23 protein-coding genes and 1 pseudogene are annotated in these 24,779 nt (G+C 35.0%); 11 read left to right on the forward strand and 13 right to left on the reverse strand.

What is annotated here, in order from left to right:
• Positions 1 to 248: 248 nt before the first annotated feature.
• The 3 genes from accD to Q0838_RS12160 form a co-directional block, all read right to left on the reverse strand.
• Positions 249 to 1,112: an acetyl-CoA carboxylase, carboxyltransferase subunit beta gene (accD, locus tag Q0838_RS12150; protein ID WP_298955487.1), complete on the reverse strand. Its 864-nt coding sequence runs from the start codon at positions 1,110 to 1,112 to the stop codon at positions 249 to 251.
• Positions 1,113 to 1,230: 118 nt separating this feature from the next.
• Positions 1,231 to 2,298: a class II fructose-bisphosphate aldolase gene (gene fbaA, locus Q0838_RS12155; protein ID WP_298955490.1), complete on the reverse strand. Its 1,068-nt coding sequence runs from the start codon at positions 2,296 to 2,298 to the stop codon at positions 1,231 to 1,233.
• Positions 2,299 to 2,355: 57 nt separating this feature from the next.
• Positions 2,356 to 4,908 (reverse strand): BamA/TamA family outer membrane protein, encoded by a 2,553-nt coding sequence (locus Q0838_RS12160; RefSeq protein ID WP_298955493.1) that lies wholly within the window; start codon positions 4,906 to 4,908, stop codon positions 2,356 to 2,358.
• Positions 4,909 to 4,936: 28 nt separating this feature from the next.
• Between Q0838_RS12160 and Q0838_RS12165 the strand changes: the two genes are divergently transcribed.
• The gene (locus Q0838_RS12165) at positions 4,937 to 5,665 is read left to right on the forward strand and encodes an RNA methyltransferase (RefSeq protein WP_298955496.1); all 729 of its coding nucleotides are present in this window, start codon (positions 4,937 to 4,939) and stop codon (positions 5,663 to 5,665) included.
• Here Q0838_RS12165 and Q0838_RS12170 read toward each other — a convergent pair.
• Positions 5,652 to 6,353 carry a porin family protein gene (locus Q0838_RS12170; RefSeq protein ID WP_298955499.1) on the reverse strand — a complete coding sequence of 234 codons (702 nt, stop codon included), beginning with the start codon at positions 6,351 to 6,353 and terminating at the stop codon, positions 5,652 to 5,654. The two genes, Q0838_RS12165 and Q0838_RS12170, sit on opposite strands and share 14 nt — an antisense overlap.
• Position 6,354: 1 nt before the next feature.
• Positions 6,355 to 7,089, reverse strand: a complete 735-nt coding sequence (ubiE, locus tag Q0838_RS12175) for a bifunctional demethylmenaquinone methyltransferase/2-methoxy-6-polyprenyl-1,4-benzoquinol methylase UbiE (RefSeq protein WP_298955502.1) — start codon at positions 7,087 to 7,089, stop codon at positions 6,355 to 6,357.
• Positions 7,090 to 7,250: 161 nt separating this feature from the next.
• Here ubiE and trkA point away from each other — a divergent pair, with 161 nt between their 5' ends.
• The 8 genes and pseudogenes from trkA to Q0838_RS12215 all read left to right on the forward strand — a co-directional run bounded on the left by trkA (position 7,251) and on the right by Q0838_RS12215 (position 14,210).
• Entirely contained in the window at positions 7,251 to 8,600 is a 1,350-nt protein-coding gene (trkA, locus tag Q0838_RS12180) for a Trk system potassium transporter TrkA (protein ID WP_298955505.1), read from the forward strand.
• Positions 8,600 to 10,105: a potassium transporter TrkG gene (locus Q0838_RS12185; protein WP_298955508.1), complete on the forward strand. Its 1,506-nt coding sequence runs from the start codon at positions 8,600 to 8,602 to the stop codon at positions 10,103 to 10,105. The genes trkA and Q0838_RS12185 overlap by 1 nt, the downstream gene beginning before the upstream one ends.
• Positions 10,106 to 11,248 carry a hypothetical protein gene (locus Q0838_RS12190; RefSeq protein WP_298955511.1) on the forward strand — a complete coding sequence of 381 codons (1,143 nt, stop codon included), beginning with the start codon at positions 10,106 to 10,108 and terminating at the stop codon, positions 11,246 to 11,248.
• On the forward strand, positions 11,232 to 11,633 hold the full coding sequence (locus Q0838_RS12195; protein ID WP_298955514.1) for a hypothetical protein: 402 nt from the start codon (positions 11,232 to 11,234) through the stop codon (positions 11,631 to 11,633). Before Q0838_RS12190 ends, Q0838_RS12195 begins: the two co-directional genes overlap by 17 nt.
• A complete protein-coding gene (locus tag Q0838_RS12200) occupies positions 11,634 to 12,296 on the forward strand; it encodes a hypothetical protein (protein WP_298955517.1) in 663 nt (220 codons plus the stop codon).
• A 228-nt stretch (positions 12,297 to 12,524) separates the two neighbouring features.
• Positions 12,525 to 12,764 (forward strand): annotated as a pseudogene (locus Q0838_RS12205) (transposase); the annotation flags it as partial.
• 188 nt (positions 12,765 to 12,952) lie between these two features.
• Positions 12,953 to 13,468, forward strand: coding sequence for a hypothetical protein (locus tag Q0838_RS12210; RefSeq protein WP_298955520.1), 516 nt, complete (start codon positions 12,953 to 12,955; stop codon positions 13,466 to 13,468).
• A 37-nt stretch (positions 13,469 to 13,505) separates the two neighbouring features.
• Positions 13,506 to 14,210, forward strand: coding sequence for a hypothetical protein (locus Q0838_RS12215; protein WP_298955523.1), 705 nt, complete (start codon positions 13,506 to 13,508; stop codon positions 14,208 to 14,210).
• Positions 14,211 to 14,238: 28 nt separating this feature from the next.
• On the opposite strand, the gene Q0838_RS12220 is transcribed toward Q0838_RS12215, so the two are convergent.
• From Q0838_RS12220 to Q0838_RS12230, 3 genes are all read right to left on the reverse strand, one after another.
• A complete protein-coding gene (locus Q0838_RS12220; RefSeq protein WP_298955526.1) occupies positions 14,239 to 14,691 on the reverse strand; it encodes a hypothetical protein in 453 nt (150 codons plus the stop codon).
• Positions 14,692 to 14,694: 3 nt separating this feature from the next.
• The gene (locus tag Q0838_RS12225) at positions 14,695 to 14,982 is read right to left on the reverse strand and encodes a helix-turn-helix transcriptional regulator (RefSeq protein WP_298955529.1); all 288 of its coding nucleotides are present in this window, start codon (positions 14,980 to 14,982) and stop codon (positions 14,695 to 14,697) included.
• 224 nt (positions 14,983 to 15,206) lie between these two features.
• Complete coding sequence (locus Q0838_RS12230; RefSeq protein WP_298955532.1) at positions 15,207 to 16,394, reverse strand: pyridoxal phosphate-dependent aminotransferase; 1,188 nt, start codon at positions 16,392 to 16,394, stop codon at positions 15,207 to 15,209.
• A gap of 96 nt (positions 16,395 to 16,490) precedes the next feature.
• On the opposite strand from Q0838_RS12230, the gene rsmG reads away from it, so the two are divergent.
• A complete protein-coding gene (rsmG, locus tag Q0838_RS12235; RefSeq protein ID WP_298955535.1) occupies positions 16,491 to 17,135 on the forward strand; it encodes a 16S rRNA (guanine(527)-N(7))-methyltransferase RsmG in 645 nt (214 codons plus the stop codon).
• A gap of 82 nt (positions 17,136 to 17,217) precedes the next feature.
• On the opposite strand, the gene pruA is transcribed toward rsmG, so the two are convergent.
• The 5 genes from pruA to Q0838_RS12260 form a co-directional block, all read right to left on the reverse strand.
• A complete protein-coding gene (pruA, locus tag Q0838_RS12240) occupies positions 17,218 to 18,846 on the reverse strand; it encodes an L-glutamate gamma-semialdehyde dehydrogenase (protein WP_298955538.1) in 1,629 nt (542 codons plus the stop codon).
• Between the two features lie 142 nt (positions 18,847 to 18,988).
• Positions 18,989 to 19,375: a Co2+/Mg2+ efflux protein ApaG gene (gene apaG / locus Q0838_RS12245; RefSeq protein ID WP_298955540.1), complete on the reverse strand. Its 387-nt coding sequence runs from the start codon at positions 19,373 to 19,375 to the stop codon at positions 18,989 to 18,991.
• Positions 19,376 to 19,378: 3 nt separating this feature from the next.
• The gene (locus tag Q0838_RS12250) at positions 19,379 to 20,572 is read right to left on the reverse strand and encodes a DUF3667 domain-containing protein (RefSeq protein WP_298955542.1); all 1,194 of its coding nucleotides are present in this window, start codon (positions 20,570 to 20,572) and stop codon (positions 19,379 to 19,381) included.
• Between the two features lie 56 nt (positions 20,573 to 20,628).
• The gene (locus Q0838_RS12255) at positions 20,629 to 21,948 is read right to left on the reverse strand and encodes a hypothetical protein (RefSeq protein WP_298955545.1); all 1,320 of its coding nucleotides are present in this window, start codon (positions 21,946 to 21,948) and stop codon (positions 20,629 to 20,631) included.
• 41 nt (positions 21,949 to 21,989) lie between these two features.
• The gene (locus Q0838_RS12260) at positions 21,990 to 23,249 is read right to left on the reverse strand and encodes a DUF5103 domain-containing protein (RefSeq protein WP_298955548.1); all 1,260 of its coding nucleotides are present in this window, start codon (positions 23,247 to 23,249) and stop codon (positions 21,990 to 21,992) included.
• Positions 23,250 to 23,433: 184 nt separating this feature from the next.
• Between Q0838_RS12260 and Q0838_RS12265 the strand changes: the two genes are divergently transcribed.
• On the forward strand, positions 23,434 to 24,777 hold the full coding sequence (locus Q0838_RS12265) for a Na(+)-translocating NADH-quinone reductase subunit A (protein ID WP_298955551.1): 1,344 nt from the start codon (positions 23,434 to 23,436) through the stop codon (positions 24,775 to 24,777).
• The last annotated feature ends 2 nt before the right edge of the window (positions 24,778 to 24,779 follow it).

The following is a 24,779-nucleotide window of genomic DNA, read 5'->3' on the forward strand; positions in this document are numbered from 1 at the left end:
AACTATAAAATCAATCACAGGAAATCATCATTATCTAAAAGCTTTTTATGCGGCATTTAAGAACTAAATTGGTATAAGAAAAGATTAATGATTGTTAATTGTACTGTTTAAATATAAATATAGGTTATGAGAAATAGAATGGTAGGAATCAAATTTAGAATTTTAGTTTTAACAGATTAAAAAAAAATCGTCTTAAGAATGTGTTAGATTCTTAAGACGATTCATTTTTTAATAAAGAAGATGCCGCGTTATGCGCTTATCTCTACTTTTCTATTTAAGATCAAATTAAGGTAAAGGTTTACTTTGTCCTTTAATTCATGTCTAGGACATATAAAATCTAAGAAACCTTTTTCAAGAAGAAACTCTGCGGTTTGAAAACCTTCTGGTAATTCTTTTCCTGTGGTATCTCTTACTACACGTGGACCTGCAAAAGCAATTAATGCACCTGGTTCTCCTATGTTGATATCTCCTAGCATAGCAAATGATGCTGTTGTACCACCAGTAGTTGGGTCTGTACATAAAGATACATAAGGAATGCCAGCGTCACTTAATTGAGCAAGTTTTGCACTAGTTTTTGCAAGTTGCATTAATGATAATGCTGCTTCCATCATACGCGCACCACCAGATTTTGAGATGATCATGAATGGAATGTTGTTTTTAAGAGAATAGTCTGCAGCGCGAGCAATTTTTTCTCCTACTACACTACCCATAGAGCCACCTATGAAAGCAAAGTCCATACAGGCTACAACGAGATCGTTACCTTTAGACTTACCTACAGCAGTACGCACAGCGTCTTTAAGACCTGTTTTCTTTTGTGCAGCTTCTACACGGTCTGTGTATTTTTTAGTATCCTCAAATTTTAATGGATCTTTTGAAACAATGTTAGGATTCAATTCTTTGAATTCATTATTGTCAAATAAAATCTCGAAGTACTCATTACTTCCTATCCTTACGTGATATCCATCTTCTGGACTAACGTAAAAATTGTTTTTAAGTAAATCTGTGTCTACTACTTTACCAGTAGGTGACTTATACCATAAACCTTTAGGAGTGTCTTTCTTAGCCTCTGTAGGTGTGGTAATCCCTTTTTTATCTCTTTTAAACCAAGCCATATTTTAGTTCTAAGTTAAGTGTTAAAGTAATGAAATACCTTAATCACTTATTATTTTAACTGTTTCTAACCTAGATTTCATGAATAAACATGTTTTAAAGGCTGAATAATGAATTTTATTATAATGTATTGATATTATTTAAATCTTCAAAAGCTTGTTTTAATCTAGCTTTAAAAGACTCTTCTCCATGACGTAACCATTTGCGAGGGTCGTAATATTTTTTATTAGGAAGGTCTGCTCCATTAGGGTTTCCTATTTGAGAGAGTAAGAAGTCGTTGTTAGTATCCATATACTTTTTTATACCATCAGAAAATGCCCATTGAAGATCTGTGTCAATATTCATTTTAACAACGCCATATCCTATGGCTTCTCTTATTTCTTCTAGTGTAGAACCAGAACCGCCATGAAATACAAAATCGATATGATTGTGCTCTACGTTATATTTTTTAGAGATATACTCTTGAGAATTCTTAAGAATTTTAGGTGTAAGTTTTACATTACCAGGTTTATATACACCATGTACGTTACCAAATGCCGCTGCGATAGTGAATTTGTCACTTACCTTCATGAGCTCTTCATACGCATATGCTACTTCTTCTGGTTGTGTATATAGTTTAGACTCGTCTACATCGCTATTATCAACACCGTCTTCTTCACCACCAGTGATACCTAATTCTATTTCTAGAGTCATGTCCATTTTAGACATTCTTTCTAGATATCTTTTACATATTTCTATATTTTCTTCTAGAGGTTCTTCACTTAGGTCTATCATGTGTGAAGAGTATAAACTTTTTCCGCTTTCGCGAAAGCGTGCCTCACTAGCATCTAATAAACCATCTATCCAAGGAAGTAATTTTTTTGCACAGTGGTCTGTATGAAGAATCACACTAGCTCCGTATGCTTCTGCTAGTCTATGAACGTGCTCTGCACCAGCAATTCCACCTAGGATCGCTGCTCTGTGATGGTCATTATTTAATCCTTTACCAGCATTAAATACAGAACCTCCATTAGAGAATTGGATGATAACTGGAGAGTTTAAGTCTGCAGCAGTTTCCATAACAGCGTTTACTGTATTAGATCCTACAACATTAACAGCAGGAAGTGCATATGCATTTGCTTTTGCATGATTAAAAATCTCTTGAACTTGGTCGCCAGTGGCAACACCTGGTTTTATATTGTGATTCATAATTTCTTTTCTTGGTTGAGCAAAAATAAGCAAAAATAAATGCCTATTTTTCAGAATCTAGAAAGGATAATTAATACCTACATTAAGAACAGATTTTGAAATTTTAAATTCTTTGAGCCATCTTCTATTTTCTTCTAGTGCAGGATTGTAGGTTTTAAAGCCCATATCAAATCTTAAAACAAAAAAGCCGAAGTCGTATCGCAATCCTACACCTGTTCCTAGCGCTAGGTATTCTAGATCACTTATTTCATTAAAAATGGCTTCTGAATCTTCTTCACTATCGAGTACGTTATAAATATTACCTATGTCTGCAAATAAGGCACCTTTAAACGCTCCAGATATAGGGAATCGATACTCTGCATTGAGTGCTATTTTCATATTAGCCTCATTAAAGTCATTTAACCCACCTGTTTTACCTGGTCCTAATTCATAGGCTTGCCACGCTCTATTATCATTAGGCCCACCTGCAAAGAAAGATCTTATGAACGGAATGTTATCAGAATTTCCATAAGGGATAGCAATACCACCGAAGGCTCTTATGGCAAATACATGATTGTTTACGTATTGCCAGTGTTTTATATAGTCGATTTCGGTCTTTATGTACTGACTGTATTCTACACCAAAAACTCGTCTTCTATCATTTTCATTTTTTTCTATTCCTGCCAGACTAGAGATGCCAGAAAGTACATTACCAGCGCTTTCTATTCTCAAGTTAAATCTAGAGAAATCATCATCGTAAATTCCTTCTCTATTGTTACGTGTCCAACTGTAACTGGTAGATACGATTAGGTTATTTTGTGATAGCCTGTCTCTACGTTCCCTCACGTTTCTTATTTGCTCTCTTTGAGCATCGCTTACAGATAGGGATCCATTTAGGGAATTGTTAATAAAGGCAGTAGTACCATCTGGTATGGTAAGATTACTAGAGTCATTAACATAAATAGGATTTGTAAGGTTAAGATCGTTAGCTATATTATTAATACTACCATAACTACTTTGATAGACATTAAAAAAGTTACCAGGGTCTAAATTACGTACATATTGCGCGTTTACTAAATCTAATCTGGTACTCTTTATTTCGGTCTGTCTCCAGTTATAAGTTAGTGCTCCATTAAGGCTCTGTTTATCTAGACCTATATTAGTCTGGCTGAAATACCCTAGTGAAAAATTAGTAGATGGCGACATGTACTTAGGGATCAAGTGGTCTACATTAAAAGGTAAAAATAACCTAGGGAAACTAAGCTTAGCATCTGTTCCTAGTTCTTGTAAATCAAAAAATCTAGAGTCGCCATTTGCAGCATTTGTACTCGCACCTATATTCCCTCTAAAAGATATATCTAAGAGTTCACTACCTCTAAATAAATTTCTAATTAAAAGAGATGTGTTAAGACCTACACCTATAGCCTGTATATTGCTATGCGTCGCTTCTACTCCATAAGTGAATTCAAATTTTTTCTTTGAGGTAAGTAACACATTTGCTATAAGATTAGTGCCTGTGGAGTCTTTAGGGTCTTCAACATACCTTATGGTAGGGTATTGAAAACTTTGTAGCTCTGTGATTCTCCTATATGTTCTATCTCTATCTATATCTTTATAAAGATCGCCTTTGTGAATAAATATGGCATCTGTTAGAGTAGATCTTTTGTACTTGCGTTTTCCAAAACGTAAGATGTTGTAATCTTCATAAGTCAGTGTATCGGCCGCTTTGTTACTTATTGCGTTTTGATAATCTGGTATAATGTTAACTTCACTTATTTTGTGCATTTTATACGGTACACTAATCGTGGAGTCTGCATCTTGTATCTCTCTGTCTTTAATGATAAGAGTGATGTTTGCTTTATTTTTAGTGTTAATAGTGTCGCCCTCAAATCTTATATTATCTTTTTCCATATAATAGACTCCATTATTACGTAAATATGTATTCAATCGGTCTTTCTCGGCATTTATATCTGGCGTGTAATATTGCTCACCTTTTTTAAGAATACTTTCAGAATCTACTAGTTGATATAAGGAGTCAATAACAGGTGTTGCTATTTGTGTTTTAAGACTATCGATAATATAAGGAGTGTGCCTATTTACATAATATTCAATTCGAGCCTTTTTATTATTTTTAAAATCTATAATTTTATGATCTACCTCTGTATTGAACCATCCTTGATTCCAGTACCAGGCTCTTAATCTTTCTTTTGATTTCTCAATAGCGGTCTCGTTAATTAAGCTAGGTGCTTCTCCGGTTCTTTTAAGCCAGTTATTAAAATCAACAAGACTTTGACCTAATTCCATGGTTTGCTTTTCTGATAGAATAGCATTACGTCTTTTTAAGCCTTTAGGATGATCCTGCATCCACTTTAAGTAAATAGAATCTCGGTGAGGTCTCGCAAGATTATAAATATGGAGTCTTAAAGGGTAGTTAAGAAGTCTTTGATTAGGCTGTAGAGTAGGTAGAGTGAGTACTCTTGGGTCTTTAGGTGATAGGCTATCAACTAGAATCGTGTTTTTAGTAAGGAGTTGCTTACCGTCAGGAACGCGTTTAATAGCATGGCAAGAAACCAATAAAATAATAAGCAATATAAATAAGCCTATTTTTGCATGAAGTCCCGATTTTTCCATAGTGCAATATTCAAAAATACGATTATAAATGATTACCAAAAGTAAGTTAAAGCTTATCAAATCTCTCAGTAGAAAAAAAACTCGAGAAGAGCATCAGCTTTTTATTGTTGAAGGATACAAATCTATAAGAGAACTAGTTAATTCTGGCCTTATTGTAGAGGATATTCTCATAACCTTAGGAAACAATCATTTAGATGCGTTAGAGCCTACAGTTATTAGTGAAAAAGATATGAATTCTATCTCTAATTTAAAGACACCACCAGGTTATCTGGCCGTTTTTAAAATGAATAAGCAGTTAGAATTACCACAAGTAGGTAAGGTAATAGCTCTAGATGATATTAAGGATCCTGGTAATTTAGGTACTATTATTAGACTAGCAGACTGGTTTGGGATATCAGATATCGTGTGCAGTAAAGAAACGGTAGATGTCTATAATTCTAAATGTGTGCAAGCAAGCATGGCATCTCTTGCTAGAGTGCAAGTTCATTATACAGACTTATATGACTATTTAAAACAGTCTTTGCTACCTATATATCCTACAGCAATGAATGGTGAGAATATCTACACCAGCGTATTACCAGAAGAAGGTATCATAGTCATGGGAAATGAGTCTGCTGGTGTAAGTGATGCCATTCTTAAAATAGGAAACGCTATCAGTATACCACAATACGGAAAAGTTCAAGAGACTGAAAGTCTTAATGTAGCCATGGCAACATCTCTTATACTAGGCGAGTGGTTGCGTACTACTGGAATGTAAAGTTGATAAAAATGCCTCTAGTCTGCATGCTGTCTATATTTCCAGTCCATGGACTGTTGGGGTCTATATCGCGCACCAGTTCATCTCCCATGGCAAATACACCTCTTATGGACGGTGAAAACTTAAAGTAATACAGGTACAGGTCAAATCCTATGCCTAGTTCATAATTAAGAACACTAGGTGTCTGTCTAAACTGCCCAGAACTGTTGTCATCTGGGTTATCAGAATTACTTGATAAGTTATTAGACCAGGACGCTCCAGCAACGACAAAGGGTTTCCAGTTATTTAATCTTTTAGTAGAAAACTTTACTAATAAAGGTACATGTATGTAAGTAGAGGTAACCTCACGCTCCATTTGTGCAGCAGTAGTAAGTGATGGGTCTGGAAATGTTAGATTTCTAGTAGCAAACACGATACCTGGTTCTAGTCTTAAGTTAATGTACTCATTAATACGTATATCACCTATAAGACCTACATTAAAACCAGCACTAGATTCTGTAACGATTTCTTCGGTAATCTCGTTATAATCAAATTTATAATCATAAGAGTTAAAACCTAAATAGTAACCCCAAGTAAGAAATTTCTTATCAAAGTTTTCTAGATTTTTAATTTTTTCTTTTGAAAATAATTGAGCACTAGCGGTTTGAAAACCTAGTGCTAAAATAATGATGACTATAACCTGTCTCATATTATACTTTTACTGCTTTATAAATGGTAGATGCACCATGAAATTGTAACTCATTTTCTACCTCTTTAAACCCTACTTTCTTTAAAATATTGTTGAAACGCTCTCCATAAGGAAATTTAGAAGCACTTTCTGATAAATATCCATAAGCGATCTTATCCTTAGAAAACAATTTACCTAAAGTAGGTACAATGATACCAGAGTAGAAATAGTAGCCTTGCTTAAAAGGAAACTTTGTAGGTACACTAGTTTCTAGTACTACTAGAATTCCACCAGGTTTTAAAACTCTTAATATTTCACCCAGTCCTTTTTCCAGATCTTCAAAATTACGTACTCCATAAGAAACGGTAACGGCATCTATAGAATTATCTTCAAACTGTAGGTTTTCAGAATCTCCTAATACCATTTCTATGCGGCTATCTAGATTTTCTTCTTTTACCTTAACCTTTCCTACTTCTAGCATACCGCTAGAAATATCGAGTCCTATTAATCTTTTTGCATCGGTTTGTTGCGCCATTTTAATGACTAGGTCGCCAGTACCAGTAGCGATGTCCATAATCACTTGTGGCTTATGAGCAGCTACCATTTTAACAACGTTATCTCTCCATTTTTGATCCAGACCTAAAGATATCATCCTATTTAGTCCATCATATTCACCACTAATGGTGTCAAACATTTTTGTAACCTGTTCCTTTTTTCCAGAATCTTCTCCGTTATATGGCTTTACTTCTTCAGACACGAGCTTTAATTTAGATAGCAAAGATAATGCAGCGCGTTGAGGTTATTGCTATTCCGCTTTCGCGAAAGCGAGATAAACATCCATAAAACCCATAAAAATCAAGCTTTTTTTAAATTATAGATCACATAACAGTATCTTTGGGACACTACAGAAACGATTGTATGAAAATCATTATTGCAGGCGCAGGTGAGGTAGGTTTTCACCTGGCAAAGCTGTTATCCTACGAGTCACAGAATATTACATTAATAGATCCAGAACAGGATAATTTACATTATGCTGATACTCACCTAGATATTAGGGTGGTGCGAGGAGATTCTACCTCTATAAAAATCCTTAGAGATTCTAGAGTAGAAGAGGCAGATCTTGTGATTGCGGTTACCAGTAGTGAGACGACTAACATTACTATTTGTGTACTGGCCAAACAACTAGGTGCAAAACGTACCGTGGCGCGTATTACAAATACAGAGTTTCTAGAGCATCAAGACGCTATAGGTTTTTCTGGTTTTGGTATAGATGAGTTGATATCTCCAGAAGCACTGGCAAGCAAAGAAATAGAATTGCTGCTCAATCAAAGCGCGTTTAATGATAGTTATGAATTTGAGGACGGCGCTCTGACTATGGTAGGTGTTAACTTGCAACGTACGGCACAGTTTGTAGGTAAAACGGTGCAACAGGCTGGAGAGATTTTTCCAGAGATTCATTTTATGCCTATCGCTATACAAAGATTTGGTACCCAATACACCTTAATACCTCGTGGTGATACACAGTTTAAAGAAGGAGATCAAGTGTATTTTATTACCACGGCAGGTGGTGTAGAAGAGCTTTATAAATTAACCGGTAAGACTAAGCATGCCATGCGCAATGTCATGATTTTAGGCGGTAGTAATATAGGTAAGCAAACTGCGCAACAACTTTCTAAAGCAGGGATTAACGTAAAGTTGATAGAGAACGATGCAAAAAAAGCATTTGACCTGGCAGATGCTCTTCCTGAAGTTCTAGTCTTAAACGGAGATGGACGTAACGTAGAGTTGCTCCAAGAAGAAAACATTCATGAAATGGATGCATTTATAGCCGTTACAGGAAATAGCGAGACTAATATTATTTCTTGCCTTATGGCAAAGAGTAAAAGTGTGAAGAAAACGATATCTCTAGTAGAGAACATGGATTATTTTCAATTATCTCACAGCATAGGAATAGATACACTGATTAATAAAAAATTACTTGCGGCCAATAATATTTTTAGATACGTACGTAAAGGTGAGGTAGTGGCTATGACTAAACTCAACAACATGAATGCAGAGCTACTAGAATTTATCGTACAGCCAGAAAGTGCTGTATGTGGTAAAACTGTAGCAAATGCTGGTGTACCTAGAAGTGCTATTATAGGTGGTGTGATAAGACAGGGAATAGGTAATATAGTTCTAGGTAGCTTTAAGATAGAGGCTGGTGATAGAGTGGTAGTCTGTTGTTTACCACGTTCTATTACTAAGGTAGAAAAACTGTTTTTATAATGACTAGAATTACTAAACTTAATTATAAAATTATAGTTTTTATTATGGGGCTGCTACTGGTTTTTAACGGTGGTTTTATGTCTGTGTCTGCTCTAGTAAGTGCTATTTATAGAGAGAGTGAAGGCTTTGATATTCTAGCAGCATCTGGTGTTGCAGTTTCTATAGGAGCCATTTTAATGTACTTAAATCGCAATCATGTAAAAGAATTGCGTAAAAAAGAAGGGTATTTAATTGTAACATTGGGCTGGTTAATCATGGCTTTTGCCGGTACGATGCCTTATATGTTCACAGGGGCAATATCTAACTATACCGATGCATTCTTTGAAACCATGAGCGGCTTTACAACTACTGGTGCAAGTGTGGTAAATGATATAGAGATATTACCCAAGGGAATTTTATTCTGGCGCAGTATGACACACTGGATAGGTGGTATGGGAATTATCGTTCTAGCAGTTGCCATATTGCCATTATTAGGAATAGGCGGTATGCAGCTGTTTGCAGCCGAAGCTCCTGGACCTAGCGCAGATAAATTACACCCACGTATAACAGATACTGCAAAAAGACTTTGGCTTATTTATGTAGGTTTTACAGCTATAGAAACCGTGCTTCTTAAAATAGCAGGTATGGGCTGGTTTGATGCTATTAATCATGCATTGAGTACGCTCTCTACAGGAGGTTTTTCTACAAAAAATGCAAGTACAGCTTACTGGAATGATAATCCAGCCATACAGTGGATTATTATAATCTTTATGTTTATAGCGGGAGCTAACTTTGTACTCAGTTATTTTGCTTTTAAGGGTAAATTCAGCAAAGTGTGGAGAGATACCGAGTTTAAATGGTACACCAGTTTTGTAGTTGGCTTTTCTGTTTTAGGAGGCACGTTAATCTATTTCTATGCAGACCCATCCATATCTTCTATAGATCATCCTATGGTATGGGGTGAAATGGAGAGTGCTTTTAGACACAGTACATTTCAGGTGCTTGCAGTTATGACCACGACAGGATTTGTCACTGCAGACTATACTTTGTGGACACCATTTCTTACCATCATGTTTTTTGGTTTGTTCTTTTTAGGTGGTAGTGCAGGATCTACATCTGGTGGTGTTAAAGTAGTGCGGCACATTATATTAATACGTAATGGTATTATGGAATTTAAAAGAACATTACACCCTAATGCTATACTGCCAGTGCGATATAATGGTAGAGCATTACAGAGTGGTATCGTTTTTAATGTGCTAGGATTCTTTATTCTTTATATGCTTTCTTTTATAGTAGGTGCGATTGTGCTTGCTGCTCTCGGACTAGATTTTGATACCGCCATAGGTGGTGCGTTAAGTACGCTGGGTAATGTAGGTCCAGCATTTGGAGACCTCTCTCCAGTAGATAATTTTGCTGGGTTGCCACAACTGGGTAAATGGTGGTGTAGTTTCTTAATGTTAATAGGTAGGCTAGAATTATTTACGGTATTGATCTTATTGACGCCTTTCTTTTGGAGGAATAGGTAGATGAGTATCGTTTCAGAATATAGTGATTACTATCCCGGCGGTATGCTACTACCTAACCGCCACGGCTCTGTAGATAGTGATTCTTATAGATACGGTTTTCAAGGACAGGAAAAAGACGATGAAGTAAAAGGTGAAGGTAACTCGTATAACTATACTTTTAGAATGCATGATCCTCGATTAGTTAGGTTTTTTGCTGTTGATCCTCTTTCTCCTAAGTATGCGATGCTCACACCTTATCAATTTGCCAGTAATAGTTTGATATCAAAAGGAGAGTTAGAAGGTTTAGAAGGTGGCTGGGTCATTGAAAATGGTTGTGCAAAATATGAAAAAGGTCCTGTGCTTAATGCTTATTCAAGTAAAGAAGCTGCAATTGCCTCTCAAGAAAACAGCAAAAAGATTGTTAATAATAAACCACCGCAGTTATCTCAGAGATCTGTCTCTAGATTTACAATGAGAGCTCAAACAGAACATCGTGATGTATTAGCTAGAAGGAAAGCTCACATGGAATACCTACAGTCGCAGCAGGAGTTAATGAAATGGACATATACTGTTCCTGGAATGCAAGTTGCTCATGGGGTTTATGTTGGATTGCCAGAAGGTTTAATGGAAGTTTCTGGTGTTATGGTAGTAGATAAAGCTATTGATGGTTATAGAGCTTATAAGATGGTTAGAAGTATGCGTTTTGTAGACGACATAGTAATTCATGCGCCTTTAGATGATGCAATACAGCATAGTGCCAAAACTGAAAAGGTTGGTGAGATAATAAATGTAGTTCGCAAAAACTCTGCTAAAGAAACTGTTGGAGGTAGTTTTTTACAGTTGGGAGACGATGGTGTGACAATTACAGGTTATAGAGCTGCCGATTGGGTAAAAAAAGGAGCTAGAGGACTTACAATAGAGGGTAAAGCAGCTGATAATATTATTTATGCAGCTTCACAAACAAGGTCTGCATCAGGACTTACGACACTTAGGACAGGATTAACCACTACTCAAAAAGCTGCTGCTGTAGGTTTAGGAGGCGCTGGAGCATATGGTTCTTATAGGCTGTATGTAGAGAAAGTAAAAAGAGACGATGAGTTAATGAAAAGTAACCTAAACATGATTAAGAGATATATACAAGATCCAAATGGGAATAATCAGTAAAGTATTTAAAAAAAGAAAGTTTGATAGGCTTATTAAAAAAGCAATTAGGGATAGAAACTTTAGATTTCAAATGAATATATCAAAGGATAATACTCCATTGATTCAAGTTTTACCTCAAGATGTTTTTCAAAAGCAGTTTGAAATTAAAGATGAAGATGGATTTGTAATAGTAGTTTTGACTGGAAGCGTTATAATACGTGATAAAAATTTTAAAGAGAGTGAATTTTATTCAGTAAGTCATGAGATTGATATCGAGGGTAAAAAACAATTAATTTTCATGGAAAGAAATTTTGAAAAATTAGGGGAGACTCTTAAGGAGCTATTGTTAATAGTTTTTGATATAAACGGAGAAGAAAATTATACCACTGAAATGATTGTATTATAAATGAAAAGTAATTATTCAATATTTAGAAGTTTTCCCACTTTACAGCAAGCTACGGAATTGAAAGAATTATTATCAAAGAACGGTATTGAAACTGAACTTGCTGATAATGTACCTCCTGTGGACGTGACTTTTTCAGGAAACACTTTACAGAGTAAAATAGAGGTGAGAATAAAGCAAAGCGATTTTGAGAAAGCAGAACAAATATTAGAAAAAGAGACAGGAAATTTAATTAACGAAATTGGACGAGATTATTATTTATTTGAATTTACGAATGAGGAATTATATGAAGTTCTATTAAAATCTGACGAGTGGAATACTTTTGATTATGCTCTTGCCCAAAAAATTTTGAGAGAGAGAGGTAAATCAATAGACAAAGATTTATTAGATTCACTAAAGAAAGAAAGATTAAAGCAATTAGCTGAACCAGAAAAAAATCAAAAACCTTGGATAATTTCAGGATATATTTTTAGTTTTTTAGGTGGTTTCTTAGGATTAATTATAGGATACTCTTTGATGACATCTAAAAGGGCATTACCAAATGGACAAAAGGTTTATTCTTATTCTACAAATGACAGGAAGCACGGTAGGTTTATTTTCTATATTGGATTAGTTATTCTACCTATAGCGATTCTTTTAAAGATTTTTATTGAGCTTTCAAATTAGCAGTTGGATATTTACGAAAATATATTTTTAATATACCTGAGGTTACTTTCCTTTTTCGCTTAAAGCCCCTGCTGGCGCCAGTATCCAAAGCCGCTAGTGCTAGTTTGTAACTAGTACCGAGCATGAGTAAAATAATAAGAACAATAAAGTTTGTAGAACACGTACATACTTTTTGTTTTAAAAATTTTAATCATAATAAATTATTTAAACTTTCCGTACATTTAGTTGATGAGTAGAAAGTATAAATTCCATAATAAAAGTGGTGCTTACTTTGTAAGTTTTTCAACAGTTAACTGGGTAGGTGTCTTTATGAGACATGTTTATTTTCATGAGTTAGCCAGTAGTATAGAATATTGTAGAAAGCATAAATCAATGGAGTTATATGCTTACTGTTTCATGCCTAGTCATGTGCATTTAATATTTAGATCATCTATTGATCAACCATCAGAATTACTGAGAGACTTCAAGAAAAAATAAATCGGACAGATTTTAAATTACACTATATTTAAAATTATTCTTGCTTACTGATACTCGGTACTAGTTGCAAACTAGCACTAGCGATCATACTAGCACCAGCAAGGGGATTGGGTTGATGTAATAAGGTGTGACGAATGCCAAGATATTTTTAAAGAAATACATGTAACAAGTGAGTAGTTATGATAGAACGAGAAAAAATTGAGCAAATATCAATTCGAGGTAGAGTAGCTTTTGCGATATTATGTTTAGAGTTAGCTATAAAGCATTTTAAACTAGAGACCTTGAATAGGAAGTTTTTATTGGGCTTACTTTGGAGTTATACTAATTCAAATGTTGGTAGATGGCACGAGGTTTTATCTGAATGTATTCCAAATTCTGTCTTAGTTGATGACTTTGTGAAAGAAGAGATGGAACTTTTAACAGAAGATCAATTTAATGAATTAAGAGAGTTATTTAACAGCTCAAATGACGTAATTAATCAAATAATTAATCAAATATTTTGGATCGCCACAGAAGATCTATATTCTAGTATTTCGAATTATTCTCAGGGAACAATTGATACACTCCTTAAGATATTAAAAGAAATGGATAAGTATGAAATAGATACGCCAGATATTCAGTTGTTCACAGAATTAACGATAGAAGAAAATGATGGTTGGGGGAGAGAATTTAAAAGGGAGGATGTAATGGGATAAAATGAGGTTTTCTGTTTTGAGTTAGTAGGCAGGTGAATTGGCTAATGCAGGGAGTAATTTAATATCGGGTCTAACTGGTTCATTTAAAAATATTTATGATGATATTATTCTTGCTGGCGGAAGTGCTTTAGAACAGAATGGTGTAATTAAATTATTTACGGCTAGTGGAGATGAAATAGCTGAAATATCAAGTGGAAAGCTTTTACCAACAAAGTATTTTGATAAAAATTTACATTCTGGTGCAACAGCTGTTGATCAACCTATAAATGGTTATCAGGTTTTTAAAAAAGGTGATGATTTTGTAGTAAAGCGAGCTCCTGAGACATCTGGATATAATGCAAGCGAATTAACAGAGTTAACTCAGCATCCCAATGCTCACGTTTTGGAAAGACACGGAGCTGATGTTACTGATGAAGCTCTTATTAAGCGTTCAGGAACACCAAGTATTGCTCCTGATGGTAAAACGCTTCCGAACCCACCCCCATATGCTTCAAAGTTTGAAAGTACAAGTAAGTTAAAGGAAGCTTTAAATAATACAAATCCGAATTCTTCAAATTTCAGCCCTCCAGCTAATGGCAACAGTTATGCTTTTGATTATCCTTTATCAGGACAAGCGTCAACACCGTTCGGATATGGTATTCCAGCTGGAGGAGGAAGCCCTGTTCAGATGTACCGTGTTAAAGTTGTGTATAAGAAACGTAATGGTGTTTGGGAGCTTCTAACTATGTATCCTCAGCCATAAGTCGAAAAAAATAGAAAGCTAAATGAAGTTAATCTTCAAAAAGGAAATAAATAATAAGTAGTTTGTCACTACTTATTATAGATATTGCCATATCTAAAGTATAGTCACTTATTGAGTTAAAAGAACTGGCACCATTTTCATCCCAAGGACTACCAAACCAATTAGTATAAAATTTACATTTCTCTAAACTGAAATTTTCTATTAAAGTAGAATAGTTTTTTTTAGCTACTTCTATTGGCATTACTTCTTGAGTAGTAAATCCTAGGTTATACTGTAATCCTGAAATAAACATTTTTTCAAAATTTTTATGTTCAACTTCGTTCCATTCGTATTCTAAAGAGTTTAAATTATGGCTTAATAAAGCTTCATTAAGTGTTTCTTTAACTTCATTTTGGGAGTTTAAATCTACTTTTAAATTATTTTTCTTTATTACTCCTCCCAAAAAGAATTTATCTAATTCTAATTCCTTATATAAATCCATAATTCAAGCATAAGCAGATTTAGTTTTCATATCTCTAAGAGCCATATCAATAAGGTTGTAGATGAAAGATTTTTTTTCTTCTTTCAGTTTTGATATATCTTCTAATCTTTTTAGAGCTTCTTTGTCAAGAGCAAGTGAAGTTTTTCCAATAAGGTAATCCACAGAAACTTCTAATACATCAGCAATTTTTACTACCACATCCACAGAGGGAGAAATGTCTCCTCTTTCGTATCTGCCTATTACATCCCCCTGCTGGCGCCAGTATACAAGACTGCTAGTGCCAGTTTGCAACTGGTACCGAATATGAGTAAAAGAATAAAAAAACTTTACAGCTACTCATTTCTTTTTAAAAATAAACTCTTCTGTCGTTGTAAATCTCTTGCTCATAGTCTTACAGTGATAGTTTACATTAAATTTTCACTTTGATTGTATAGATAGGCGACTACCTGAAAACAAGAAAAGGAAAGTTCATTAAAGCTTTCCTTTTCTATTATAATATATTTTTATGTACTTAATTAAGAAAGTACCTCTTTAATTCTTCTCATCGCTTCAACGATTTGTTCTTCACTTGCAGCATAAGAAATACGTATACAGTTAGGTGCGCCGAAGGCATCTCCAGAAACCGTAGCAACATTTGCTTCTTCTAGAATCATAAGAGAGAAATCGGTAGCGTTTTCTATTTTATTGCCTTTTACTGTTTTACCAAACCACTTTGAAACATCTGGAAATATATAGAAAGCTCCTTCTGGGCTGTCTGTTGTAAATCCTTTTATTTCTGACGCTAGTCCTAGTATCAAGTCACGACGCTTTGCAAAAGCATCGATCATGTATTGAATCTTAGAAATCGGAGCTTCTAATGCTGTAATTACAGCACGTTGTGCAATACAGTTAGTTCCACTAGTAACCTGTCCTTGCATCTTGTTACACGCTCTTGCTATCCATGCAGGTGCGCCTATGTAACCTACTCTCCATCCCGTCATGGCAAATGCTTTACTAACCCCATTAATAGTAACCGTGCGGTCATACATACTAGGTATGGCAGCGATACTCGCATGTTTACCAGTATAATTAATGTGCTCATAGATTTCATCACTTACTACCACGATATCTGGATAGTCTGCAAGTACGTCTGCAAATGCTTGCAGTTCTTCTTCACTAAATAAACTACCACTAGGGTTGTTAGGAGAAGAGAATAACATCATCTTAGTCTTAGGCGTTATGGCTGCCCTCAATTGCTCTGCAGTTATTTTAAAATTTTGTTCTACACCAGCTCTTACCTCTACAGGAACACCTTCTGCCAGCTCTACTATAGCGGCATAACTTACCCAGTAAGGTGCAGGAAGAATACATTCATCACCTTTGTTAAGTAGGACCATGGCTACATTTGCAATAGATTGCTTTGCACCGGTAGATACTACTATCTGACTGCGGTCATAAGTAAGGTTATTATCTCGTTTAAATTTATGGATGATAGCATCCTTTAATTCTGGATAACCATCTACAGGAGTGTAGCTATTATAGTTCTCGTTAATAGCATTTATAGCTGCTTCTTTAACAAAGTCTGGTGTGTTAAAATCAGGCTCACCTAGACTTAAGCCTATAATGTCTTTTCCTTGTTCTTTTAATTCACGAGCTTTTGCGGCCATAGCTAGCGTTGCGCTTACAGGTAAATTATTAATGCGATCAGATAATTGCGATTTCATAACGATATAATTGAATTACAAAAATATCATAACACTTGAATTAACAATCGCATTGAACGAGAATTATTATTTTATTTTTGCACAAACTTATAAATAGTGCATCAAATCATAAAAGAACATTTTCCGCATATTACAGACCATCAATTAGAGCAGTTTTCTAAACTAGGTGATTTATATGCAGAATGGAACGCTCAGATCAATGTTATCTCAAGAAAAGACATCGATCAACTGTACACTCGACATGTCTTACATTCTCTAGGGATTGTGTCTGTAGTTCGCTTTCGCGAAAGCTTACCCAATAAAACAGGTGGTACGAGAGTGTTAGACGTAGGGACAGGTGGTGGATTTCCTGGAATACCACTCGCTATTATGTTTCCTAAAACTAGTTTTCACCTTATCGATGCGATAGGTAAGAAGATCAAAGTAGTAGATGCTGTAGTTGAAGCGTTAGGACTTACTAACGTTACCACAGAGCATGGAAGAGCAGAGAAAGTTAAGGGACGTTTTGATTTTGTAGTCTCTAGAGCAGTGACTAATATGCCAGATTTTGTAAGTTGGGTAAGAAATAAAATTAGAAAAGAGAGTTGTCACAACTTAAAAAATGGAATTTTGTACCTTAAAGGTGGTGATCTTACAGAAGAATTAAAAGATTTCCCCAAGGCACAAATCTATGAACTAGAAGATGTTTTTGAAGATCCATTCTTTGAAACTAAAAAGGTGGTTCATTTACCGTTAAAGTAATGGAAATCAGTACAGCCATGAATACAGAAAAGCCGTTATCAAATTGATGATAACGGCTTTTATTATTTCATATAGAGATCAATTATTCTCCTAAGAAAGGATATCTATAATCTGTAGGAGTTACAAATGTTTCTTTAATCATACGTGGAGAAACCCATCTAAGTAAGTTCAATTTAGAACCTGCCTTATCATTAGTTCCAGAAGCACGAGCACCACCAAAGGGTTGTTGTCCTACTACTGCTCCAGTACATTTATCATTAATATAAAAGTTACCAGCACAGTTTTCTAAAGCGGTTGTAGCCTGAGATACTGCATAACGGTCCTGGCCTAAAATAGCACCAGTTAATGCATATTCACTAGTCTCATCAACTAGTTTCAACATCTCAGCATATTGATCATCTTCATACACATAAATAGTAATCACAGGCCCGAATAATTCAGTCTCCATAGTTACATACTTAGGATCTGTAGTAACGATAACAGTTGGGTCTATAAACCATCCTTTAGATTTGTCATAGTTACCACCTATAACAACCTCTGCATTTGAGTCGCTTTTTGCGCCATCTATATACTTTGCAAGTTTATCAAAAGAACCTTCGTGAATCACAGCAGTAATAAAGTTGCTCATGTCTTCTGGAGATCCCATTTTAAAGCTCTCGACATCTGTTCTTATTAATTGTTCTACCTCTGTCCACATACTTTTAGGTATGTAAGCACGAGAAGCAGCACTACATTTCTGACCTTGAAATTCAAAGGCACCTCTAACTATAGCCGTTGCAACTTGTGCAGGTACTGCGCTACTGTGAGCCACTATAAAGTCTTTACCGCCAGTTTCTCCTACTATTTTAGGGTAGGTTTTATAAGTATTAATGTTCTCACCTACTTTAGTCCATAGACTTTTAAATACAGCTGTAGAACCAGTAAAGTGAACACCGGCAAAATCTGGGTGTGTCATTACCTCGTCAGTCATCATAACAGGATCTGCGTTTACCATGTTAATAACACCATCAGGTACACCAGCTTCTCTAAATACTTCTACAATTACTTGAGCACTTAACATCTGGTGGTCACTAGGTTTCCATACACAAACGTTACCCATTAAGGCAGCACTTGCAGGTAGGTTACCAGCAATAGCAGTAAAGTTAAATGGAGATATACAGTACACAAAACCTTCTAGAGGTCTGTATTCTAGTCTGTTCCATGCTTCAGACGTAGATTCTGGTTGTTCTGCATAGATCTCTGTCATGTACTGTACATTAAATCTCAAGAAGTCTATAAGTTCACAAGCGGCATCTATTTCTGCTTGGAAAATAGTTTTAGACTGGTTAATCATAGTAGCCGCATTGATACGTGCTCTATAGGGACCAGCAATAAGCTCTGCAGCTTTTAAGAAAATACCAGCCCTTTGTTCCCATGGTAATTGTGACCATGATTTACGAGCTTCTATAGCAGTTTCTATAGCTTTTTGAACTTCTTTCTTACTACCTCTGTGGTAGTTACCTACTACATTTTGATGATCATGTGGCGGTCTTATAGCTGCGGTATCGCCGGTTTTAACCTCTTTACCATTAATATATAGCGGTACTTCTGTGTTAGCATTCCACAATTCTTTGTAAGCTGCTAGCACTTGATCTCTTTCTACAGTTCCTGGAGCATAAGTCTTAATAGGCTCATTTACAGCAACTGGGACTTTGAAAAATCCTTTTCCCATGATATAATTTTGTTTATTAATTTGAGCGTGAAATTACAAAGAATCTATCGCATCAGGAAGTGGTAAAGTGGTAAAGTAGTCTTAATGTGGTTGAGAAGATGGATGTGGGGTCCGCTTTCGCGAAAGCGAGATCTACAACTATCTAATTTAAAGCAAATGGAGCACTCAGTTTAAATGCAGGAATAATAACGCTGAATTGTTTACTGTTAGAAAAGTTTACCATATTATAAAAGCCACTCATATTACCAAATGGCGATGCAAGTAGGCAGCCGCTTTGATAGGTGTGAGATTCTCCAGGTTTTAATACAGGTTTTTTTCCTATAACGCCCTCGCCATCTACATACTCTGTGCGGCTTAGACTATCTTTAATTTTCCAGTGACGTGTATGCAGTTGTACAGAGTCTTTGCTCTGATTTTCTATGGTTATGATATAGCCAAAGCCAAAGTGCATCTTATATTTTTTATAAAATGTACCCTCAAAACTCGTCTGGACCGAGATCTTTATTCCCCTGGTAACCTGTTGTATCATAATTTAATAAAGCGCTATTCCTACTAAAAGTAGTAAACTTATTCCTGTTATAAGTCCGATTACAAATATAAAACTTACTAAAAGAAATTTCAGTACTGTTTTTATGCGTCGCTGGTCATAAAAATTGCGCATGGATTTGTAAAAATAGATAGGTCCTATAAACCAGAAAAAGAATGGAGCGAGATTAATATACCCAAAGCTTATCCATTTTACTAAGACTAACAATATCATACTTAAGAATACAAAGGTAAAAACGTTAAATGCAAATACCAGATGTTCCATGTAAGTGAAATCTCTACGTGCGTATAGTAACCAAAGAAACAGAGTTAAAACAGGTGTGAATAGAAATAAGAATACAGGTAGTTTAGGTAATATAATATCGGCTAGTACAGAAGGATTATTTGTGATACTTTTTATCAAAACTATCTTTTCATAAATAGCTTGATTCCATTGGGTATTATCGTGCTCCATTCTAGATAGAGCTGTTTTAGAATCAGAAATTTTATACCTTTCTTCATAAGAAGCGTAAAAGTCTATCTGTTTAAAAAATCTCTCAGTAGAGCTAAGACTGTCTAGTTGTGTTTGGGTAATAGGTGTAAGCCCGTTTTCTTTGTAATCTTTTGTAGTTTTAGAGATTACACTGTCGTTATGTTCTTGTATGTTTTGTTGTTCTCTTATTTGCTCAGCGACCATTTTACCTACATAAGGTTGGTTCTCTATCTCTTTAAGTTGTTCTCTGGTTAAGGATTCATTATTATTAATGTCATCTATTTTTAATGAGAATAAGCCATGATCTACATCTATATCTGCATCTTGATTTTCAGCTTTTGTATTTTCTACTGCGTTATCAGTAAAAAACTCAAAAAACTCTTGTGCTTGTACCATTAAGAAAAAGACAATACAAACGCTAAGGAAAAAACGAAATGGATTTGCATAACTCAGTCGTTTTCCTCTTATAAACTCCTTACTTACAAAGCCAGGTTTGAAAAGCAAATGTTTAATCGTGCGCCATATTCTACTATCATAAGAAAACAGATTAGAAAAGAACTCGCCAAAGAAATCTTTTAATGCCAGTTGCTTAGTAGAGTTAAGCTGTCCACATTGATGGCAGTACTTATCTTCTGCATCTAGTGGAGTACCGCAATTAAGGCATTCTTCTCCTCTATATCTAATAAGTGATCTTGTAGCAGGTTTCATGGGCGGTGGTTAGTCGCTGGTAAAAATAGGGAAAGTTGGTCTTTATAACGCTTAGTTTACTCTACTCTTAATTTTACAGGTAGAGCAAAATGTACTCTCACTAATTCACCGTCTGAGTTTAAAGCAGGTGTTAGAGCAGGTACAGCGTTTATTACTCTTATGGCTTCTTCAGCAAATTTTACATTCTTGAAGCCATGAGCAGATATAACTGTTATTTCACCTTTTTTATCAATGAAAAATTGAAAACTCATATTTTCATTAATAGATTGATTGTTTTGTTGATTAATGATGTAATTTTTACTTATAAATATATTTAATTCTTTGCTCAAGCATTTTTTAGCTTCTTTGGCGTCAGAAAATTCATCGCAATGAGGATGTTTAGGATAACGACTTATTTTATGATTATCCACTGGTTTGGTAGTCATTTGATAACTGTAATAATCATGTTTAAATTCAATGGGTAAATTTGTTAGAATAGGCTTTTCTTGATCGTCAAAACTTAATTTGTAAAAAATATTTATGGTAGAACTGTAGTAATCTAGATTAGATGGGATTGTTTTAAATAATGGTTCAAATGTCATTAGATGCAATGCGTCTTCAATAGAATGCAGAGGATCATTTGAATTAAGAATGCCTGCTCTAGTTAATGTTGTGTCTAATCCGTCTACTTTATGCATGTATAGATTAAGTTGAAGATTGATAACATTATTTATAGCACTGGTATTTAGCTCATCGTTACCTAATTTAATAATTGCTGTAGATAACTCTTCTTGTAAATGATTGTAAAATGCTACTTCTGGATTGTTATCGTTTTTAGAACTCGTGGTTACTAAGTTAATTCTATCGATATTATTTTTAATTAACTTTCTTCGTGGTATATCGTATACTGTTTCAAATGGAATAGGTTCTAAATTTCCGCTTTCCTTCAACACGTAGAGGAGATCATAATTGATATAATTATAGTCAGTAAACTTTCTTTTAACCCTTTTATTCGGTTTAAATTTTTCTAATGTTATTCCTTCAACGGCTATAGGTGTTGAAAATAATTTTTTATAAAATGCGTCAGTTAAGAATGCTTTTCTAGGATTACCTTTTTTATTAATGTGAATAGAAAGTGCAACAACTACAGTGTCTTGAACTGCTTTTTTTCTGAGTTGTTCAACTTGTTCTACAGATAAATATTTAATTACCTTAGATTGGAAGTTTTCATACATAATTCGATTGAAATCGTCATCCTTTTCTAAGCCTTTTGCAATAGCATCTTGGTTTTTATCGCTGTTTTTTATCGTACCGCTAGTTCTTCTTTGATACGATTGAGCAATTGAAAGTTGACAGGTCATGATGATGACAAGCAGTGTAGAGATTTTCTGAAACATTAAAATTTGATTGATTGGTTTTAAAGCTATTGCAAAAGTAATTAATTCGTAATATTCTGCGAGTTGGCTTCGCCTATTCCTATTAAACGGTCATAGCGACCACCTAGTTCTCGATAATAAGCAAGTACAGAATATTGATTTTCTGTTTGCCATTTGTTACCACTTATAAATCCTGGGTCTTGAGAACCGTCATTGTAAACTATCGTGTATCGGTAATTGTAAAAACCTTGTTTAAGTAAAATAACAGCCTCGTATCTTCCTGTTTTTGGATTTAAAACAGCCTCGTTTTCTGGCTGTAATTGATAAGCGTTATAGTTACCTAATATGTAAATCTTTGCATCTGGCGGCACCTCGATACCTTGTGTGTCTAGAGCAAAATGAATATTCACATATTCTGCCTGTATATCATTATCTTCATTATCTAATGTTGTTACTAGGTAGTTACCATTAATGTCAGGATTATAAGTGTACTCTGTATCCCGACGTGCGGCATCTATAAAAAGATAAGCGTTGTACAAGTCTTCCTTGCGTACATAATCGATCTGAACATTAGGAGATCTAAAATCTTTATTTTCAAAATTTAAAAATTCATTTCCTGCCCAGAAAGAAGTCTCCTCATCATATTTATATACCTGTTTATTACCTAGGTTAAACTGTGGTTTTACATTAGTTATCGCAGCCTTTAAATCACTGTTTTGTAAAATAACTGTCTTTAATTGCTGGTCTGGATTGATAAAGTTTATTTCTTGAGAATCGATGAAGAACTGCACTCTTTGCTGGTGTAAAACATAATTTAAATCTCTAGCACGTTTAATTTCTACACCTACGGTTGCTTTTTCATCTAGAATCATAAATTTCCTAGAAAAAACAAGCTCGTGGGCGTCGTTATAGAAATGGATCATGTAATTACCACTCACTTTAAAACCTTTGGTAAACTGATTAGGTACCGTAAGATCATAATGAGAATAGGGTTGTATGGTAGTAAAAGAATTGCGATAGTTAAAAATACGCATGTCATCGATACCTTTTAGAAATTCATTTTTAAATAATCTACTTGGTTTCCAGTCATAATCGTAATGCTCAAATTGATAATAATAATCTGCCTCATCACCTATAACGTCGTCAAAACTGATTTGAAAAACATCTCCTAATTTAAAAATAGGCAGCATATTTTCAGCCGGTTTGTTAAAAGTTACTGACTTAATGTAGTCAGGGTCAGTGAGTAGTTCTTTTTCACTTTGAGAGTTGCCTTTAAAAAAGGAGATAAAAACTGTAATAAAAAGAAATATGTACGACTTCATAAATGTGTTACGCTAAGCGATAAATATAACATAATTGTTAGTAGTAGTTACGCTTACGCGAAAGCGATGCCAAAACGGGCGATTTTCATTATTTAGATTATTTCTAAATAGTTATATCTACCGGTTTTAAAGGCTTTATTACGTAAATTTGCGAACTTTAAAAAAAGACTAAATATAACATCCTATGTCAAAGGACATTAGAGTAAGAAAAGGGCTTGATCTCAAGCTAAAAGGTGAGGCTGACAAGAAAATTGTCACTGCTCCACAGTCTTCTATTTATGCAATAAAACCTGCTGATTTTCACGCTGTAGTACCTAAGCTTGTGCTTAAGGAAGGAGCGTCTGTAAAGGCTGGGGAGACCGTATTTTATTCCAAATATGATGAAAAAGTAAAGTTTGCTGCTCCTGTGAGTGGTACGATTACTGAGATTCTACGTGGTGCTAAAAGAAGGATTCTTGAGGTTAGAATTACTGCAAATGGAACTAACGACGCTGTAAATCGCGGTAAAGTAGATCCTGCTTCTGCTAGCGCAGACCAGGTGCGCAAATTGCTTCTAGAAAGCGGTTGCTGGCCGTTTATTATACAACGACCGTATAGTATCGTCGCAAACTCTGAAGATACACCTAAATCTATCTTTATTTCTGCCTATACAACAGCGCCTCTTGCCGGTGATGTTGAGGTGATTCTTGAAGATAAGAAAGAAGCGTTCCAAGCGGGAATCACAGCTTTAAGTAAGTTGACCTCTGGAGCGGTACATTTATGTGTGGGAAAAAATTCTGCTCTTAAGGATATCAAAGATGCCGATATTCATAAAGTAAAAGGTCCACATCCTGCTGGAAACGTAGGAGTGCAAATTCATAAATTAGATCCTGTGAATATGGGAGATAGAGTATGGACTTTAGGTGCTGAAGATGTAGCAACTATAGGTAACCTTTTCTTAACAGGTGAGTTTAAGCCAGAGCGAACTATTGCTCTAGTAGGAACAGACGCAAAGGAGGCTGATCGTAAATATTATCGTACTATAATCGGTGCAAACGTAAGTTCTATAGTAGGAACGATAGATACAGATCATACTCGTATTATTTCTGGTGATGTTTTAACTGGAGATAAATTGTTGAGTGATCAGTTTCTTAACTACTATAAAAACACTTTAACTCTTATCCCAGAAGGTAATGAGTATGCCTTACTAGGTTGGTTGCCATTTACACGTAATAAAGTGCCGTCTAACGCTGGTACTTCTTTCTCAAGATTGTTAGGAGGAAAGCGCAAAGTGGATACAAACCTCAATGGTGAAGAAAGAGCTCTAGTAGTGACTGGTGAAATGGAAGAAGTTTTACCGATGGATATTTACCCTTTGCAGCTTATAAAAGCCTGTATGAGTGGTGATATTGAGAAAATGGAAAATCTAGGTATCTATGAAGTAGCGCCAGAAGATTTTGCTCTTATTGATTTTACAAATACGTCTAAACTAGAGGCACAAGAAGTGATACGTCTAGGATTAGATTTAATGATAACAGAAGTAGGATAGAC

Origin of the sequence: uncultured Nonlabens sp. (genome assembly GCF_947495285.1) — a bacterium.
Taxonomy (GTDB): domain Bacteria; phylum Bacteroidota; class Bacteroidia; order Flavobacteriales; family Flavobacteriaceae; genus Nonlabens.